The following is a 15,821-nucleotide window of genomic DNA, read 5'->3' on the forward strand; positions in this document are numbered from 1 at the left end:
ATGTTGAGAGTGAAAAGGGGCGTTTGGCAATGGAAAATTCGGCCGTCGAGGAAGCGAAAGTTACGGAGATCGCGGAGTGGATGTTCGCGGAAATGAAAAATAACGGCATTCTCCATCAAGAAGAAGCCGTGAATCATATTCGGAGCCATTATGGAGAGAGTTATGTCTACGTCAACGATAAGGGGCATACGTCGATCGACAAAGAAGTGAAGAAGGCGTTCAAGAAGCTGCACGGCGGCAAAGCGGCGTGGGATCGGGACGCCTTCTACTGGGGATGGACTTCGGCGATCAAAGCGTAGGTTAGCATTGCGGGCGAATCTGTGCGGCTAAAAGGCAGCCTATCCTTTTTTCGTAATGAGGACCGGAGTTGATGTCTTGATCTGGTCGTAGAGCCAGTGCACGTCTTTGTTGTGCATGCGAATACAGCCGGCGGATACGTATTTGCCGATCGAGTTCTCGTTGTTATTGCCGTGGATGCCGTAGGCGTAGGACGTCTTGCCGTTCAGGGTAACTTCAAGCCCCAGCCAACGGTCTCCTAGCGGATTTCTGGGATCGCCGCCTTTGATTTTTTCCTTGTAATAGGGGCGATTCTTGATTTTCTCATGAATGGTGAACAAGCCTTCCGGCGTATAGGAGGGCTTCTTTCCCGTGGCGACGGGGAACGATTTGACGAGCTTGCCTTCTTCGTAAAAATAGAGCTTGTTGGTCGATTTGTCGATGATGATAAATTGCTCCAACTCTGCGTACTTCGCGTACTTTTGCGTTAGTTGAATAGATGCCGTTGCTGCCTTCGCCGCTTCCGCGCTGGCGGCGAAGGCAGCAACGGTCAGTAACAAGCCGAGCAGCAGAATGCCGACCCGGCCCCATAACGATACTTTCATGAGCCAAGTTCCTCCCCCTATAGTCCTGTTCTCTATATATGCGACAGGTAGGGGGAATATGGTTGCGCGCTCGGATGCGACGGCATGGATGGCAAGAGAAGTTCCGGTCCGCGCCGCCCTAGCTATTTCTATTTCATCGTTTCCTCAGCTCGAAAAATTCGCAGTCCCTCCGGGAGTGGTAAGCAAGATCTCCGACTCCGGACTGAACGACCACCGTCTCCGCGTCATAGCGCACGATGATCCCGCCGTTGCCGATCATGTGATCGTTCTTGAAAACGCGCAAGGGGGCGTGGCGCTGCATCGCCTCCTCGAAATCCGGGTCGGTTAACAAACGTATGTTTAATGCCATTAGGGATGTGGGCTCCTTTTTCGGTCGCGCAAGCGGTTGCCGCTTCCTCGCGATAGGTGATGGAGTCCATTATAACGTTTCTAGGCGCCTCGCGGCGACGTTTATACGTAGCGGGTACGCGTCTGGGCGATCGTTTCGCCGATCTTGACTTCCAGCGCATAGATTTTCCGTTGCTGCTCCGCGATCTGCCGGGCAAGCACGACGAGCGTTCCGAGCGCGTCGAGCGTACCTTTGGTTTCGCTGTTCTTCGTTGCGAGCTTGAAGTTTTTCCATACGGGAGACAAGCTTGCGCGGGGAAGGGCGGCCGCGCTTCGTTGCGACTTCACTTGCACCTTGAGAGGTTCCGTGGCCGCAAGCGAGTCCCGGGCGGATTTGATCGTGGCGGAGGTCGCCTTTTTCGCTGCTTGCAGGGCCGCGTTTTTGACTCTGATGTCCTCGCGGGCATACTGGACGGGCAGCTTCATCGCGTCGGCTTGGGCGCGAAGCAGGGCGTTCAGGTTTTTGTTCTTGAGCGGTTTGGCCATCGCGATCTTCTTGTTAAGCTCGGCGTAGGTGTCGAACAGCGGTTGATAGCGGTTCTTGGCCTGCCGAACCTGGGTCTCTAGCTTGCCTAGCTTGTCCGCGTCGATATCCCGGATTTGCTTGCGCAAGGCTAGAATCGCCTCTTCATTACGGTAATGGAGCGCCTTGATCTTCGCTTCAAGCTCCTGGTCTTCTCTCAGCAACGCTCCCAGATCGGCGTACAGTCCTTTCAGCTTCGCGGCCGTTACGCTGTCCGCCTTGTCGACGGTCTTGTCGAACGCGGCTTGTACGGTTGCGGTCAGTTCCACTTCGGCCGCGGATACGACGGCGGCCGGGGAAGCGGCGGACAGGCCTACGCATAGGAGCGCGGCGACCAAGACGAAGCGGGCAAGCGTTGCGGGAGAGATTTCCGATTTTCTTTGCGGCATAACGAATTCCTCCTTAGGGTAGGTTGGGCAGGCGGCGCCGGACAACAAAAAAAGCACCTGCAAGTAAGGCCAACTTGGGCCTTATCTTACGGGTGCTTCCGACGTAAGTTTGGTAAAATTTAGTTGTGTCCGTTCACTATACTCGATGGTCGCGGATGGTGTCAAGGGGAGAGGAATGCACGAGACAGCATTCCTCTGCGGTTAAGCTTACGTTGATCTCGACGCGAAGCCGCTTCCTTCCGGGGAATGCTAAGCGGACGGATTTGACCGACGTCGTCTTCAGCGGCGGCCTTCATCGCGAGCCGGACGGCGGATCTATACGCAGGCACCGGCGACGCGGAAGCGCAGCGTATTACGATCGCCGATCCTTTTGTCCCATTCGAATAAAACCGAAGGAGATCTGATCATGAAAGCGTATCGATATGAACAAAACCCGCTCCTAACGCCTCTCGACGTAAAGCCGCATCATGCGGGCTTCGAAGTCATCGGCGCCTTTAATGCCGGAATCGCGACGTACGGCGGCGAGATTTTTATGCTGCTTCGAGTGGCGGAGCGCCCGATCAGCCCGAACCCGGGAATCGTGCTCGCGCCCGTCTACGATCCGGATAAGAACGGCGTCGAGCTCGTTGAAATCCGGAAGGACGACACCCGTTACGATTTCTCGGATCCCCGCGTTATCGTCGATGTCACGGTCGGCTCCGGCTTCGCTTACTTGACCTCGCTATCGTATATCCGAATCGCCCGAAGCAAGGACGGCCGCCGTTTCGCCGTGGACGATAAGCCGTTCGTCTATCCGTCCCAGCGCCTCGAGACGTTCGGCATCGAAGATCCCCGCGTGACGCAGATCGGGGATACGTATTACGTGTATTTCTCTGCCGTATCGCCGGTCGGGATCGGCGAATCGATGGTATCGACGAAGGATTTCGTGAACGTAACACATCATGGCATGATTTTCGGCCCGGACAACAAGGACGTCCTGATTTTCCCGGAGAAGGTGAACGGCAAGTACTACGCGCTGCACCGCCCGACGGTGAAGAGCGTCGGGTATCCGGAAATTTGGATCGCCGAGTCCGACAATCTGCTCTACTGGGGTAACCATAAGCATTTGGCGGGTTTGCGGGGTGACATGTGGGACAGCGCCCGGATCGGCGGCGGCGCGGTTCCTTTCCGGACGGAGAAAGGGTGGTTGGAACTCTACCACGGCGCCACGAAAGAGCATCGTTACTGCATGGGGGCACTGCTGCTCGACCTTGACGATCCGTCCAAGGTGATCGCTCGTTCCGGCGTTCCCGTGCTTGAACCTATTGCCGACTACGAAGCGAACGGATTTTTCGGCGGGGTGGTTTTCTCTTGCGGGGTAATCGTGGAAGGCGACGTGGTGAAAATGTATTATGGCGCGGCGGATACGTCGATGGCTTGCGCGGAGCTCAGCTTGCAAGACATTTTGGACGGGTTAGTCTACCTTTAAGAAGGGAGCCCGCTTACTGTTTAGAACAAAGCCATCTGCTCCTCGATCAACTCCGGCGCGTCGTTCTTGACGTTGCCGACGAGCGGCGACACCGGATACGCGCGCATCCGCGACGCTTCGTACGGCAAAAGAAGTCCCGTCAGCAGTCCGACGTCGTCGTTGCCGCGATCCAGCCAAGCCGCCTCGTCCTCCGGACGCAAAATTACCGGCATCCGATCGTGGATGCCGGCCATCAGGCTGTTCGGCGTCGTCGTGATGATCGTGCACGTGCTTATTTTGCGCCCGTCCGGCGCTTGCCATGTATCGTACAACGCGGCCATCGAGAAGACGGCCCCGTCCTTCATCGTAATCCGCATCGGCTGCTTCTCGTTCCCGCTCTTTTTCCACTCGTAGAACCCGTCTGCGGGCACGATTGCCCTTTTTCGCCGGATCAATCCCTTGAACGAAGCTTTCTCCAGAATTGTCTCCGCCCGCGCGTTGATCATCTTGCTGCCGATTTTGTCGTCCTTCGCCCAAGAAGGTACGAGTCCCCAGCGCAGCTCGCCGAGCCGGTTGTTCTCCCCATCGTTCACGACGGCCGGCACGGTCTGCATCGGGGCCAAGTTATAGCGCGGCGTACGGTAATAAGTGGTCGGCACCTCGCTTAAGTACCGCATCATTAGCTCTTCCATGGACACCACGATCGTATATCTTCCGCACATCGTACGTCCCTCCTAATGTTCTCAGTATAAAGGGAACGCGAACAAAAATAAACAAGAGCGGAACAACCCTCTCCCTCATGGCGGTAGCCGCTTACAATGCGCGGGCAGTCGCTCTATTTCGGACATGCCGAATAATTTGCCACTTGCACGGGAACAATTGTTCGTAATAAGATAAGAACAAATGTTCCTATTTGGGAGTGAAAAAACATGTCTCCTGAGCGTACGATTTTTTTGGTCGACGGCCAATCTTTTTACGCATCCGTGGAGAAAGCCGCCCATCCGGAGTATCGCGACAGACCGGTGGCGGTCGGGGACCCCGAGAGAAAGTCGGGAATTATTCTGGCGGCTTGCCCGCTGGCCAAATCGAAGGGAGTCACGACGGCGGAGAGAATAGGGGAAGCGCTCGTGAAATGCCCGGACCTGGTCGTCATCCGGCCGAGAATGCAACGTTATATTACGATATCGCTCTTGATCACGGAAATATTCGAGTCCATTACGGATCAAGTCGAGCCGTATTCGATCGACGAGCAGTTTCTGGACGTGACGGGATCCGTCGGAACGTTCGGTTCCCCGGACGAAATCGCCCGTTCTATCCAACAGCGCATCCAACTATCCACGGGCGTTTGGTCGAGGGTCGGGATCGGTCCGACGAAAATTCTCGCTAAGATGGCCACGGACAATTTTTCGAAAAAACGACCGGAGGGCATATTCCAATTGGATTATCGCAACATTGAAAACGAGCTGTGGCCGCTCCCCGTCCACCATATGTTCATGGTCGGATCCCGCATGACCAAGCATTTTATGTACATGGGGCTTCAGACGATCGGGGATATCGCGAGAATGCCGCTTGCCGATTTCAAGAAGCGGTTGAGGCAACGAATGGGCAAACAAAGCGACATTCAGGCGGAATATTATTGGCAGACGGCGCGGGGGATCGATCCGAGTCCGGTCGTGTCGTCCATTCGAGGCAACTTGAAGTCGGTTAGTCACGGCAAGGCACTGCGAAGCAGTCTTTACCGCAAATTGCCGGATATCGAAGTCGTGCTTCTGGAACTGGTCGTGGAGGTGTGCAGAAGGGCGCGAAGGCTCGGGTATCAAGGCCGGGTCGTGTCCGTTGGGGCCGCCGAGACGGACGGGGAACGGTCATCCGGCTTCGGGAGGCAAACGACTTTGCAGCATCCGACATCGCTCACGCACGAAGTCGCGGAGGCGGCCCGGAAGCTGTTCGAGGACAATTGGAAGGGACTCCCGGTCAGCCATCTCTATATCTCATTGACGCAACTCTCCGATGACAGCACGTATCAACTTACACTTTTCGAGGATCGGGCCGAGGCTTACGATATCGAGCGGGCCACCGATGGAATCAAGGATCGCTACGGAAGCGGCGCGATCATGCGCGCCTCGTCGCTGCTCGCTTCCGGCGTGGCCAAGGAACGGTCCGAGCAAATCGGGGGGCACTACAAATGACCAAACTGGACGGGAACGAACGCTGGAAATCGAAAATGCTATTGACCGAACACCAAGAACAATACCAGAATCGCCACAACAAAACGCTGACGGGAAGGGCGACTAACGAGGAGCTTACGATGATCCGCGACGTGATCATGTTCCCGCACATGCTGACGATGAGCGATAAGAGCCTTCAGGAAGTGAGAAGGACGCCTAATTTATATAAAAGGCTTTTCGAGCAAGCGGTCCAACTGATCATGAACAAGATTAGCAAGGATCTGTTCGCCCTCCGCCGAGAGCTGAAAAACCGCAACATCAAAGTGTTCGACGACGAGACGGCGGACGGGATCATCTACCATCGTTACGTTTGCCGGGGGTACGAGGATAAGTTCGGAATCGTCCGCGAGACTTTGCGCTCGGAGATCAGCGTACGGCTTGCCCAGTATGCCTCGTCGGTCTTCCATCCGGAATCGGAAGGGAATAAGCCGCCTTCTAAAGGGCACGATGCTCCATGAGAAAATAAGGGCCGTTGGGACCGGAACCTTCTTCTATAATTCGCCAGCCTTGGGAGCGATAGAAGGCGAGGGCTGCCTCGTTCTCGGAGATACACTTCAGAGTAAGCGCCGGAGGAGAGGGGAAAGCCTCGTAGCACGCGTGCAGCAACGCGGCTCCGACTCCTTGGCGGGCGCAATCGGGATGAACGTAGAGATGATGAATAAAATGATCCGGGACCCATATTCCCGCGAAGCCAAGGATACGCGAGTCCTTCTCGGCGACGAGCACGAGTTCGCCTTCGGAATCGCGGTCGAAATCCTCGGGTAGAAGCTGGGACTTGTCTAGCCAATGGAAGGTTTGAGCACGGGATTCCAAGTAAATGGTCCGCAATGACGCCAAGTCTCGCGCAACCGCCGGTCGAACGCTGAGCCCCGCCACTTACGGGGCCTCCGATTCGATCTCTTTGCACAACTCGGCCAGCTTGTTCATCGTTTTCCAATTGCGCACCGTCATGGCGACGCCCAGCTTCTGCAGGTTAACCGAGAGCTTGGAATCCAAGATGCTTTGGTGGAACAGCTGATAGATCTCGAGACCTTCGACGTGGTACTTGTCCTTCTCGTAAGTGCCTAATCGAGCTATGGCTTCGGGCTTCGGCAACTCCTCGAGCATGGCGACGTAGAGCACTTCCTTGCCGGGAGAGGCTTCCGCCGCCGCTCGTATCTCGTCTTCCGAGAAGGGAAGGCGAGCGATAATCCGATCGATGTCGGTTTGTTTTCTTAGAATGACGCGGATTCTGAAGCCGAACGTTTTCTCGATCGCGTTCTCGAGCCGTATACGCAACGGATCGGACTCCTCGTCGGAGACGAATAGCACGTTGCCGCTTTGGATGTAGGTACGCACTTTGTCCAAGCCAAGCCCTTCGAACATCGTCTTGAGCTCGGCCATCTTGATCTTATTGTTTCCGCCAACGTTAATTCCCCGCAACAATGCCATATAAATGGCCATGCTCCCACGCTCCCGAGTAGACTCTTTTTCTTCTATTTACCAGTATACCGCAAGGAATATGATATAATCGACCCTAATAGCGTTTAACTCGCGTGGGCCCGAATCAACCGCATGCAGGGCGAGCGCGAACCCAGTCGACCGCCGCGGAGGCCCTTCATGTACGAAAGACTACTGCCCCCTATTCAGACTTACGAAGCAAGAGACGGAAAATCGTTATGCTATCGCCATTACGAAGCGCAGTCGGACAAACTGCTCATCCTGCTGCACGGTATATCGGAAGACGGGCAATATCTCCATCCGCTAGCCGATTTTATAGCGAAGCGGAGGCTCGCTCAAGTCATCGTGCCCGATCTGCGAGGCTACGGGTTGCACCCGGTTCGCAGGGGCGACGTCGAATACGTCGGACAGCACGATCACGATATCGAAGATTTGACGCAGTGGCTGAAACGCCGCAACGTGAAATATAGAACGCTTGTCATGGGAGGACACTCCGGGGGTGGGGCGAACGTCATTCGTCTAGCTACCCACCGATTGGCGAAGGAAATAGGCGGCTATCTTCTTCTCGCACCCTCCATTCATCCGAAAGCGCCGATCAACCATGAGAAAGACCCATGGAGCGCGATTCAGCTTCGCAAGAACAGAATCGCGACTCTTAACGTGCTTAACGCGGTCGGTCTCCGGTACCTGAACGGCCTGGTCGTCATGTCGAACGACAAGCCGATCGCCGGCAGGCATGGCAGAGAGACGCTTGAGCTTAGCTATCGCCTGCTGATGTCCAGGACGACTAAGCGTAAGTACGAACGGAGCTTGCGGGCGATGACCCAGCCGACGCTCGTGCTCGTCGGGGAGAAAGAAGAAGTGTTCATCTCGGGACAATACGCGCCGCTCTTCGCCGAGTACAACCAAGCGAAGGTCGAGATGATCCTCGACGCCGACCACGACGGCATCCTCTCGAACGAAGATACCTTCAAGGAAGTGGAACGCTGGCTGTCGGGGCTGTAGCTTTGAATAAAGTAAGGTCCTCCCAGACCACTAATAAGCTCGCTGCCGCACGATTCGCCGAAATAAGGTCCTCCCAGACCACTAATAAGCTCGTCGTCGCACGATTCGCCGAAATAAGGTCCTTCCAGACCACTAATAAGCTCGTCGTCGCACGATTCGCCGAAATAAGGTCCTCCCAGACCACTAATAAGCTCGTCGTCGCACAATTCGCCGAAATAAGGTCCTCCCAGACCACTAATAAGCTCGCTGTCGCAGGTTTCGCCGAAATAAGGTCCTCCCAGACCACTAATAAGCTCGTCGTCGCACGATTCGCCGAAATAAGGTCCTCCCAGACCACTAATAAGCTCACCGTCGCACGATTCGCCGAAATAAGGTCCTCCCAGACCACTAATAAGCTCACCGTCGCACAATTCGCCGAAATAAGGTCCTCCCAGACCACTAATAAGCTCACCGTCGCACGATTCGCCGAAATAGGGTCCTCCCAGACCACTAATAAGCTCGTCGCCACACAATTCGTCGAAATAAGGTCCTCCCAGACCACTAATAAGCTCGTCGTCGCACGATTCGCCGAAGTAAGGTCCTTCCAGGTCCTTAATCGCTCTCGCCCTCGTCCCCTGCCTCAAACCGCCTAGTTGCTCTCTCCGTCCTGCCTTCGATGGGGCCATTTCTACTCGGATACTCGAATAAATCCCAGGAAGACGGCAAACCTACTTGCATCCCGATAACCTCTATGTTATTCTCTGTTTGAACGTTCATTCAAACCGTGAAACGCAAGCTACAAAACGCAAAACGCAAAACGCAAAACGCAAAACGCAAAACGCAAAACGCAAAACGCAAAACGCAAAACGCAAAACGCAAAACGCAAAACGCAAGCTACACAACCATTCAAACCGTATAACCATGAGTCCCATTCCATAAAATGCAGGGTGTGTGCCGATGACAGACGCAGACAAGAGAGACAGAATTATCGCGGCCGCTTACGAAGTGTTATCGGAGAAGGGCTACGACAAAGCCTCCACGAAGGAAATCGCGAACACGGCCGGAGTGGCGCAAGGGCTGATCAACTATTATTTCTCGAGCAAGGATCTGCTGTTCGCGGAAGTGTTCCGCAGGCAGACGATTAATTTTTGCGCTTCTTTCGACCATCTGATCGAGCCTAATCAATCGGAGCTTAATCCGGAAAGTATTTTGAAGCTGCTGGAAGTGTCCAAGAAGCGGGCGCTCGAGGAGCAGGACTGGTTCCGTCTGCGCCAAGAATTGTTCGCCATCGGATTGCGTAACGACGCGGCCCGCGAGACGTTAAGGGAAATGCTGCAGACGGAACGGCAGCATATTAGCGCCAGGGTCGCCGAAATTTCGGGTCTTCCGAGGAGCTTCACGGACGTGTTCGCTTCGATTTTTTACTCCGTTTTCGAAGGCTTGAGCTTGCAGAAAGTCGCGGATTCAACATTCGAGTACGACCAGGCTTACGCGATGGTAGCCGAGATGCTCGGCGCGTATTACGAGAAATTGAGCAAGCAGAGAGAATCGTGAAAGCGGCTCTTTCTTTTTTCCTTATTGTTTGAATGATCAAACAATATAGGGCATATATCATTAATGGATTCAAGGGGGACCAATGGAATCAAGGTATTAAGGCAATCAATAGAATCAAGGTACCAACGCAATCAAGGTATTATGGCAATCAAGGCACTAAGGTACCAACGCAATCATTCCATTAGGCGAAGAAACCCGGAAACAACAAACTTATAAAACAGAAAGACGGTGGAGAAGTATGCATGGCGTATTAAGAGGTTGGGGAAAAGCGCTGTACAAGTTGAGATGGGCGGTCGTGGCGTTATGGATCGTCTGCGCGTTGTTCGGAGGATATGCATTCGGCAAGCTTACGCCGCTGCTTAGCGGAGGAGGTTGGGCGGTTCCGAATTCGCAATCGTTGACGGCCGGCAAGCTGTTGGCGTCGGAGTTCGGCGGCAGGACGGCGAGTTCGATGACGCTGGTGATACGCGATCCGCAGCATGCGGTCGGAACTCCGGAGTACAAGGAAAAGCTGAAGCAGATCGTGGATCGCTTAAAGCAAGAAGAGGGCGTATCGGGAGTGTTCAGCGTTCTGGATGCGAGCGAAGGCATAGGGTCGGGGCTGGTCGGCAAGGATCCGAACCTTAGCATCGCGTTCGTGGACATGGACATGAAGCTGGATTTCGTCATTAATAAGGTGCCGGATTATCAGAAAAGGGTCAACGAGCAAGCGAAAGAGCTCGGGGTAGAAGGTTATCTGGTCGGCGAGGCGGCTTTCTGGGGAGAAAGCAGCGTCCAAAGCCAAGAAGGACTCGCCAAGGCCGAGATGATCGTGTTCCCGTTAATCGTCATTATTCTTCTCCTCGTGTTCCGTTCCGTCGTGGCGACGATTACCCCTCTCATCGTCACCATTGCTTCGGTGCTATCGGCGATGGGCATTATCTATCTTGTGGCACGGGAAGTCGAGCTGTCGGTATTCGTGACCAACTCGGCCATGATGCTGGGGCTAGGCGTGGGAATCGACTATTCGCTGTTCATCGTGAGCCGCTTCAAGGCCGAACTGGCGAGACCGGGCAATACGAAGCAGGAAGCGATCGCGAAGACGCTGGAGACGGCGGGCCACACCGTGTTCTTCTCGGCGATTACCGTTATCGCCGCGTTGTCCGCGTTGTTCATCGTACCCTTGAACGCGATCAAAGCGATCGCCTTTGGAGGCATCGCCGTCGTAATCGTGGCGGGCTTGACCAGCCTAACGTTGCTACCCGCGGTTCTCGTCATTCTCGGGGCACGCATCAATAAAGGAAGCTTGCCGTTCCTGCGTCCTCGCGAGAGCGGGAAAACGAGCGGCTGGAAAAGATGGACGAACGCGATCATGCGCCGTCCGGTGTTCTTCCTGATCGTAACCCTCGTCATTCTTGGCGCGCTCGCCGCGCCGGCGGTGAACATGAAGCTGGATTCGCCGGACATTCGTACGTTGCCTGGGGATACGGCGGTACGCCAAGGCTTCACTAGGATGGAAAATTCATTCGGTATCGGCGCGTCCAACCAGGTCAGCGTCGTGCTGCATAACGAGAAGGGCGACCTCGGTTCCCCGGAAGCGGTGTCCAAGATCGTCGCGCTGCAAGCCGAGATCGGCAAGCAAGCCCACGTCTTGGGCGTGACGTCCTTCGCTTCGTTCTTCCCGGGGATGGAAGCTGCCCAAGTATCCGGCGTGTTGCAAGCGGGTAAAGGCGCGCTCCCCGGCGACGTCAGCTTTATGGTCGACAGATATATGAGCGAAGACCGGCATACCGGATTGCTCGAAGTGACGTTGGATGAATACGGATCGAGCGATGCGAGCCGGGACGTCGTGAAGCATCTGCGGGACTCGGTGCTCCCGGGTTTCGGTCTGCCGGAAGGAACATCTTTCAGCATCGGCGGGGAGACGATGGCCGGTCTGGAAACGTCCAAAGCGATTAACGATAGCTTGCTTCCGGCGCTCGGAATCATGCTCGTGCTCATCTTCCTGATTCTCGTGCTTACGTTCCGAAGCATTCTGCTACCGCTCAAGGCGATCGTCTTGAATTTGTTCTCGGTAGCGGCGACTTACGGCATTCTCGTGCTCGTATTCGCGCTAGGTTACGGTTCGCAATTGTTCGACGTGGAATCCAACGGCTACATCATCCACTTCGTTCCGGTCTTGTTGCTCGCGTTGCTGTTCGGATTGAGCACCGATTACGAGGTGTTCTTGGTCAGCAGGGTGAAGGAGGAATACGACCGGACCGGGGCGCACGAAGATAGCATCGCCGAAGGGATGGAGAAGACTGGACCGCTCATTACGGGCGCCGCAGTCCTGATGGTCGCGGTGTTCGCGGGCTTCGCGTTCTCCGGCGTTCTGCCGATCCAGATGCTCGGCTTCGGCATGGCGGTTGCGATCGCGCTCGATTCCACGGTCATCCGGATGCTGCTCGTACCGGTCACGATGAAGCTTCTCGGACGCGCCAGCTGGTGGTTTCCTGGACGGAGCGGAGGAGAACGTTCTCCGGATTCGCGCAATCGGAGTGATAAATCTATCCAGGCCGGGAATAAAGTGATAGAGTAAGGCAAACAACGCGATCTGGCTGGCAATCGGATGGGAGGCCGCCGTACATGATAGCAGCAATATTAGTTGGGATCGTAGTCGCGGAGCATGTGTATATCATGATCATGGAGATGTTTCTTTGGACGTCCCCGGGTACGCGCAAGCGGTTCGGAACTACCTCCGGCTTCGCGAAGGAATCCAGATCTCTCGCCGCGAACCAAGGGCTTTATAACGGTTTTCTTGCAGCAGGGCTGCTATGGGGCTTAATGCATCCGAATTCTTCGACCGGGTATCAGATCCAGACGTTTTTCCTGATTTGCGTTCTGGTCGCCGCTCTCTACGGAGGCTGGTCCGTTAAGCGTTCCATCCTCTACGTGCAAGGCATTCCGGCCGCCGTGGCGCTGCTCGCGGTCATGCTGACCTGGTAGGCTATAAGAAATTAAAAAACTCATCTTATCTCTCTTCGTCGGGGAGATAGGATGAGTTTTTTTGTTTTGGGGGATGTGACGACGAACAATTTGGCGGAAAAATACCGAATGTTGGCCCGCGCATGCGATGAAACACATCTTAGCGCCGACGATCCGCATAGGTATCGTAGCTTCGCCGATCCCAAGACTGGATCATCGCGTACCCTCCCCAGAAGGCGATAACGAGCATGAGAAGATGCACGGACAAACCGATGCCGCTAGACCACGTGAAGAACGCGCTCCCCACGTACAGCCACCAGAATAAAGGCGGCAATTGCGCGGCGACGAGCAGCAATATCGAGAACAGGGCTAACCCCCAGACTAGGCGCTTGAACAAGACCGAACGCGATGTCCGCATGAGGAACGAACCGGCGAAAATACCGACCCCTCCGTACACGGAATAGGCGGCCCACAGCTTTACGGCCAGCTCCTCGTCGGTAATCTCGTGGCCCAGTCCCGCTATTATCGATGGAGTATGGAAGAAAGACGGCATATACAGCGCGCCGATCAGAACGGACAGAATGGAAGCGACGCGGATTAACGAGACGCTGCTGAGTCGAAAGATTACCATGCGAGGTCACTCCTATTAACAAGGTTGTACCCATAGACGCATCGAAAGAGAGGATTGTTACGGTTTTCGGAGGCATTAACGGCATGTAGATTTTGCTAATGCGGATATTGTGCCCCATTCGTCGAATGGCATTCGGGACAGCCTGAAAAGGTATGATATACTGGAGCCAAACTTTTAAGGAATCGTTACGATCAGGGGTGTGCTAGAAGCATGAGAATTCGTATCTTGGTGGCGGACGACGATCCTTCGATCAGGGAACTGCTGCGTTTTGCGCTAAGCAAAGAGGGCTATGTCGTGCTTGAAGCGGAAGACGGGAAGACGGCGTCCCGCCTATGCGAGAACGAGCAGGTTCATTTGGCGATCGTCGACGTGATGATGCCCGGCAAGGACGGGCTCGAGCTATGCCGCGAGATTCGCGAGCATTACGACATCCCGGTAATCATGCTGACCGCGAAAGATCAACTGGAGGACAAGGAGCAAGGTTATCTGGCTGGAACGGACGACTACATGGTGAAGCCGTTCGAACCGAAGGAGCTGCTTTTCCGCATCAAAGCCTTATTAAGGCGCTACCGGATTGCATCATCGGAAGTGATCCGTTTGGGCAGCGTCAGCATCGATCGGAAGGGCTACGAGATCCGAGTCGGCGAGGACGGACAGCTCATAACGATTCCGTTAAGGGAATTCGAGCTGCTCTCCCAGCTGGCTAGTCACCCCGGCCGAATCTATACGCGGGAACAATTGATCCAGTTGATCTGGGGCGCGGATTACGCGGGGGACAGCCGAACGGTCGACGTCCACGTCAAAAGGCTGCGAGAGCGATTCGTGGATCAGCAAAAGGATTTCGTGCTGACGACGATTCGCGGACTCGGGTACAAGCTAGAGGTGACGGAACAGTGAGGACGTTATACGTAAGGATCGTCTTGACGTTCATGGCTATCGCCTTCGTAAGCGGAATCGTCGGCGTGCTCTTGACGAGCTTGTATTACGAGGATCAGATGAAGTCGATCAACGAACGCAAAATTCTCGACATGGGGCAAAGCATTAGCCGACTGTACGAGAAAGAACCGGCGATTAACCTCGACGCTTATTTGCAAGGGATCGCGGAGCTCGGTTTTCAGATTTACGCGGTCGACGACAGGGGAGAGGGCAAAGCTTACGGTGCTCCTTTTAAGCACGGGAAGCTGGACAACGCGACGATACAGGCCGTGCTGGGCGGAGAAATCTACCATGGGATGAAGGAAGAGAACGCGCGGTTAAAGCTGGTATCTTTCTTCGAGAACAGTATCCGCAATACGGTGGGCATTCCTCTGAGCACGCAGGAAGGAAGTGTCGCCTTGTTCGTTCGGCCCGACCTGGAGAAGCAGATCGGCGAGATCCGCGTAATCGTGGCCGTGCTGCTTGGATTTACTTTCGTAACGAGTCTCGTTCTGATCGTCGTGCTGACCCGATATATCGTAAAACCCCTTAACGTTCTGAAGCAGGCGACGCAACGGATCGTGCAGGGGAAATTCGACGTCGATTTGGAGTCGTCCCGGGGAAGAAAGGACGAGATCGGCGAGCTTGCCCGCCATTTCGCTCACATGGCCCGCTCCGTCGGACAGTTGGATCGGATGAGGCAAGACTTCGTGGCGAACGTCTCCCATGAATTCCAATCTCCGTTGACTTCGATTCAAGGCTTTGCTCGCACAATGTTGGATAAGGAAGCGACTCCGGAGCAGTCCGAGCAGTATTTGGAGATCATCGAGCGCGAGAGCAAGCGATTGTCCGCGTTAAGCAAGCAATTGTTGAAGCTTGCGGCGCTAGAGCAGGAGGATCAGAAACTGCAATACGTCGCATTCCGTTTAGACGAGCAGATTCGCGAAATTCTGATTACGCTAGAATGGCAATGGGCCGAGAAAAAGCTGAACCTAGAACTCGATTTGCCCGAAGTTACGGTTAGCGCGGACTCGAATTTACTGCACGAGGTGTGGCTTAACCTTCTGGCTAACGCGATCCATTATACGGAGTCGGGCGGCACGATCGGCGTCTCGATCAGGGAAGAGGAGCGGTCGCTCGTCGTCGAAATCAGCGATACGGGCATCGGCATCGAGGAGTCGGAGCTATCCCAAGTGTTCGAAAGGTTCCATAAGGCCGACAAAGCGAGGAACCGCGCTTCGTCCGGCAGCGGCTTAGGCCTCTCCATCGTCAGCATTATCGTTTCCTTGCACGGAGGCACCGTCGAAGCGCGCAGCAAAGTCGGCAAAGGATCGACGTTCGCCGTTCGTCTTCCGCGATAGTAATGTTCCGTTTACCGTCCGTTCATGAACCCGCCGGATTATTGCCTATGCCGATTGGTCGTCACCCCCTAATTGACAATAGGATGTCGCCAAGTTAATGTTAAACTTAAAGTTAGCGATATTACTTCATTTTCA

Annotated in this window: 18 protein-coding genes and 1 pseudogene; 12 read left to right on the top strand and 7 right to left on the bottom strand. The window is 54.9% G+C overall.

Translation table 11 applies throughout. From position 1 onward, the window contains the following. Positions 1-29: 29 nt before the first annotated feature. Positions 30-299, top strand: a complete 270-nt coding sequence (locus D7Z26_RS19695) for a DUF6953 family protein (RefSeq protein WP_120978724.1) — start codon at positions 30-32, stop codon at positions 297-299. 39 nt (positions 300-338) lie between these two features. Here the strand turns inward: D7Z26_RS19695 and D7Z26_RS19700 are convergent, their stop codons facing one another. The 3 genes from D7Z26_RS19700 to D7Z26_RS19710 all read right to left on the bottom strand — a co-directional run bounded on the left by D7Z26_RS19700 (position 339) and on the right by D7Z26_RS19710 (position 2,180). Continuing rightward, complete coding sequence (locus D7Z26_RS19700; RefSeq protein ID WP_120978725.1) at positions 339-881, bottom strand: L,D-transpeptidase; 543 nt, start codon at positions 879-881, stop codon at positions 339-341. A gap of 133 nt (positions 882-1,014) precedes the next feature. Then, the gene (locus D7Z26_RS19705; protein ID WP_120978726.1) at positions 1,015-1,230 is read right to left on the bottom strand and encodes a hypothetical protein; all 216 of its coding nucleotides are present in this window, start codon (positions 1,228-1,230) and stop codon (positions 1,015-1,017) included. A 101-nt stretch (positions 1,231-1,331) separates the two neighbouring features. Then, a complete protein-coding gene (locus D7Z26_RS19710; RefSeq protein WP_120978727.1) occupies positions 1,332-2,180 on the bottom strand; it encodes a hypothetical protein in 849 nt (282 codons plus the stop codon). Between the two features lie 206 nt (positions 2,181-2,386). On the opposite strand from D7Z26_RS19710, the pseudogene D7Z26_RS19715 reads away from it, so the two are divergent. Together D7Z26_RS19715 and D7Z26_RS19720 are read left to right on the top strand one after the other, a co-directional pair. Then, positions 2,387-2,567 (top strand): annotated as a pseudogene (locus D7Z26_RS19715) (DUF1861 family protein); the annotation flags it as partial. A gap of 19 nt (positions 2,568-2,586) precedes the next feature. Then, the gene (locus D7Z26_RS19720) at positions 2,587-3,648 is read left to right on the top strand and encodes a BtaManbiosPhlase (RefSeq protein WP_120978728.1); all 1,062 of its coding nucleotides are present in this window, start codon (positions 2,587-2,589) and stop codon (positions 3,646-3,648) included. A 20-nt stretch (positions 3,649-3,668) separates the two neighbouring features. On the opposite strand, the gene D7Z26_RS19725 is transcribed toward D7Z26_RS19720, so the two are convergent. Then, positions 3,669-4,349 (bottom strand): SOS response-associated peptidase, encoded by a 681-nt coding sequence (locus D7Z26_RS19725; RefSeq protein ID WP_120978729.1) that lies wholly within the window; start codon positions 4,347-4,349, stop codon positions 3,669-3,671. A 207-nt stretch (positions 4,350-4,556) separates the two neighbouring features. Here D7Z26_RS19725 and D7Z26_RS19730 point away from each other — a divergent pair, with 207 nt between their 5' ends. Together D7Z26_RS19730 and D7Z26_RS19735 are read left to right on the top strand one after the other, a co-directional pair. Next, positions 4,557-5,816: a DNA polymerase IV gene (locus D7Z26_RS19730; RefSeq protein WP_120978730.1), complete on the top strand. Its 1,260-nt coding sequence runs from the start codon at positions 4,557-4,559 to the stop codon at positions 5,814-5,816. Continuing rightward, positions 5,813-6,313 carry a hypothetical protein gene (locus tag D7Z26_RS19735; protein ID WP_120978731.1) on the top strand — a complete coding sequence of 167 codons (501 nt, stop codon included), beginning with the start codon at positions 5,813-5,815 and terminating at the stop codon, positions 6,311-6,313. Before D7Z26_RS19730 ends, D7Z26_RS19735 begins: the two co-directional genes overlap by 4 nt. Here the strand turns inward: D7Z26_RS19735 and D7Z26_RS19740 are convergent. After that, positions 6,291-6,731 carry a GNAT family N-acetyltransferase gene (locus D7Z26_RS19740; RefSeq protein ID WP_120978732.1) on the bottom strand — a complete coding sequence of 147 codons (441 nt, stop codon included), beginning with the start codon at positions 6,729-6,731 and terminating at the stop codon, positions 6,291-6,293. The genes D7Z26_RS19735 and D7Z26_RS19740 overlap by 23 nt on opposite strands. Beyond that, positions 6,732-7,298, bottom strand: coding sequence for a DUF1697 domain-containing protein (locus D7Z26_RS19745; RefSeq protein WP_120978733.1), 567 nt, complete (start codon positions 7,296-7,298; stop codon positions 6,732-6,734). Between the two features lie 156 nt (positions 7,299-7,454). Between D7Z26_RS19745 and D7Z26_RS19750 the strand changes: the two genes are divergently transcribed. From D7Z26_RS19750 to D7Z26_RS19770, 5 genes are all read left to right on the top strand, one after another. Beyond that, complete coding sequence (locus D7Z26_RS19750; protein WP_158602380.1) at positions 7,455-8,300, top strand: alpha/beta hydrolase; 846 nt, start codon at positions 7,455-7,457, stop codon at positions 8,298-8,300. Between the two features lie 2 nt (positions 8,301-8,302). After that, a complete protein-coding gene (locus D7Z26_RS19755) occupies positions 8,303-8,932 on the top strand; it encodes a hypothetical protein (protein WP_120978735.1) in 630 nt (209 codons plus the stop codon). Positions 8,933-9,236: 304 nt separating this feature from the next. Continuing rightward, positions 9,237-9,833: a TetR/AcrR family transcriptional regulator gene (locus tag D7Z26_RS19760; protein ID WP_120978736.1), complete on the top strand. Its 597-nt coding sequence runs from the start codon at positions 9,237-9,239 to the stop codon at positions 9,831-9,833. A gap of 238 nt (positions 9,834-10,071) precedes the next feature. Further along, positions 10,072-12,393 (top strand): MMPL family transporter, encoded by a 2,322-nt coding sequence (locus D7Z26_RS19765; protein WP_120978737.1) that lies wholly within the window; start codon positions 10,072-10,074, stop codon positions 12,391-12,393. Between the two features lie 47 nt (positions 12,394-12,440). After that, positions 12,441-12,800, top strand: a complete 360-nt coding sequence (locus D7Z26_RS19770) for a DUF1304 domain-containing protein (RefSeq protein ID WP_120978738.1) — start codon at positions 12,441-12,443, stop codon at positions 12,798-12,800. A 139-nt stretch (positions 12,801-12,939) separates the two neighbouring features. On the opposite strand, the gene D7Z26_RS19775 is transcribed toward D7Z26_RS19770, so the two are convergent. Beyond that, positions 12,940-13,410 (bottom strand): hypothetical protein, encoded by a 471-nt coding sequence (locus tag D7Z26_RS19775; RefSeq protein ID WP_120978739.1) that lies wholly within the window; start codon positions 13,408-13,410, stop codon positions 12,940-12,942. Between the two features lie 210 nt (positions 13,411-13,620). Between D7Z26_RS19775 and D7Z26_RS19780 the strand changes: the two genes are divergently transcribed. Both D7Z26_RS19780 and D7Z26_RS19785 read left to right on the top strand, forming a co-directional pair. Further along, positions 13,621-14,307: a response regulator transcription factor gene (locus D7Z26_RS19780; protein ID WP_120978740.1), complete on the top strand. Its 687-nt coding sequence runs from the start codon at positions 13,621-13,623 to the stop codon at positions 14,305-14,307. Further along, positions 14,304-15,686, top strand: coding sequence for a sensor histidine kinase (locus tag D7Z26_RS19785; protein WP_120978741.1), 1,383 nt, complete (start codon positions 14,304-14,306; stop codon positions 15,684-15,686). Before D7Z26_RS19780 ends, D7Z26_RS19785 begins: the two co-directional genes overlap by 4 nt. Positions 15,687-15,821 lie beyond the last annotated feature (135 nt).

The sequence above is a fragment of the Cohnella endophytica genome (genome assembly GCF_003628305.1).
Taxonomy (GTDB): Bacteria; Bacillota; Bacilli; order Paenibacillales; family Paenibacillaceae; genus Cohnella; species Cohnella endophytica.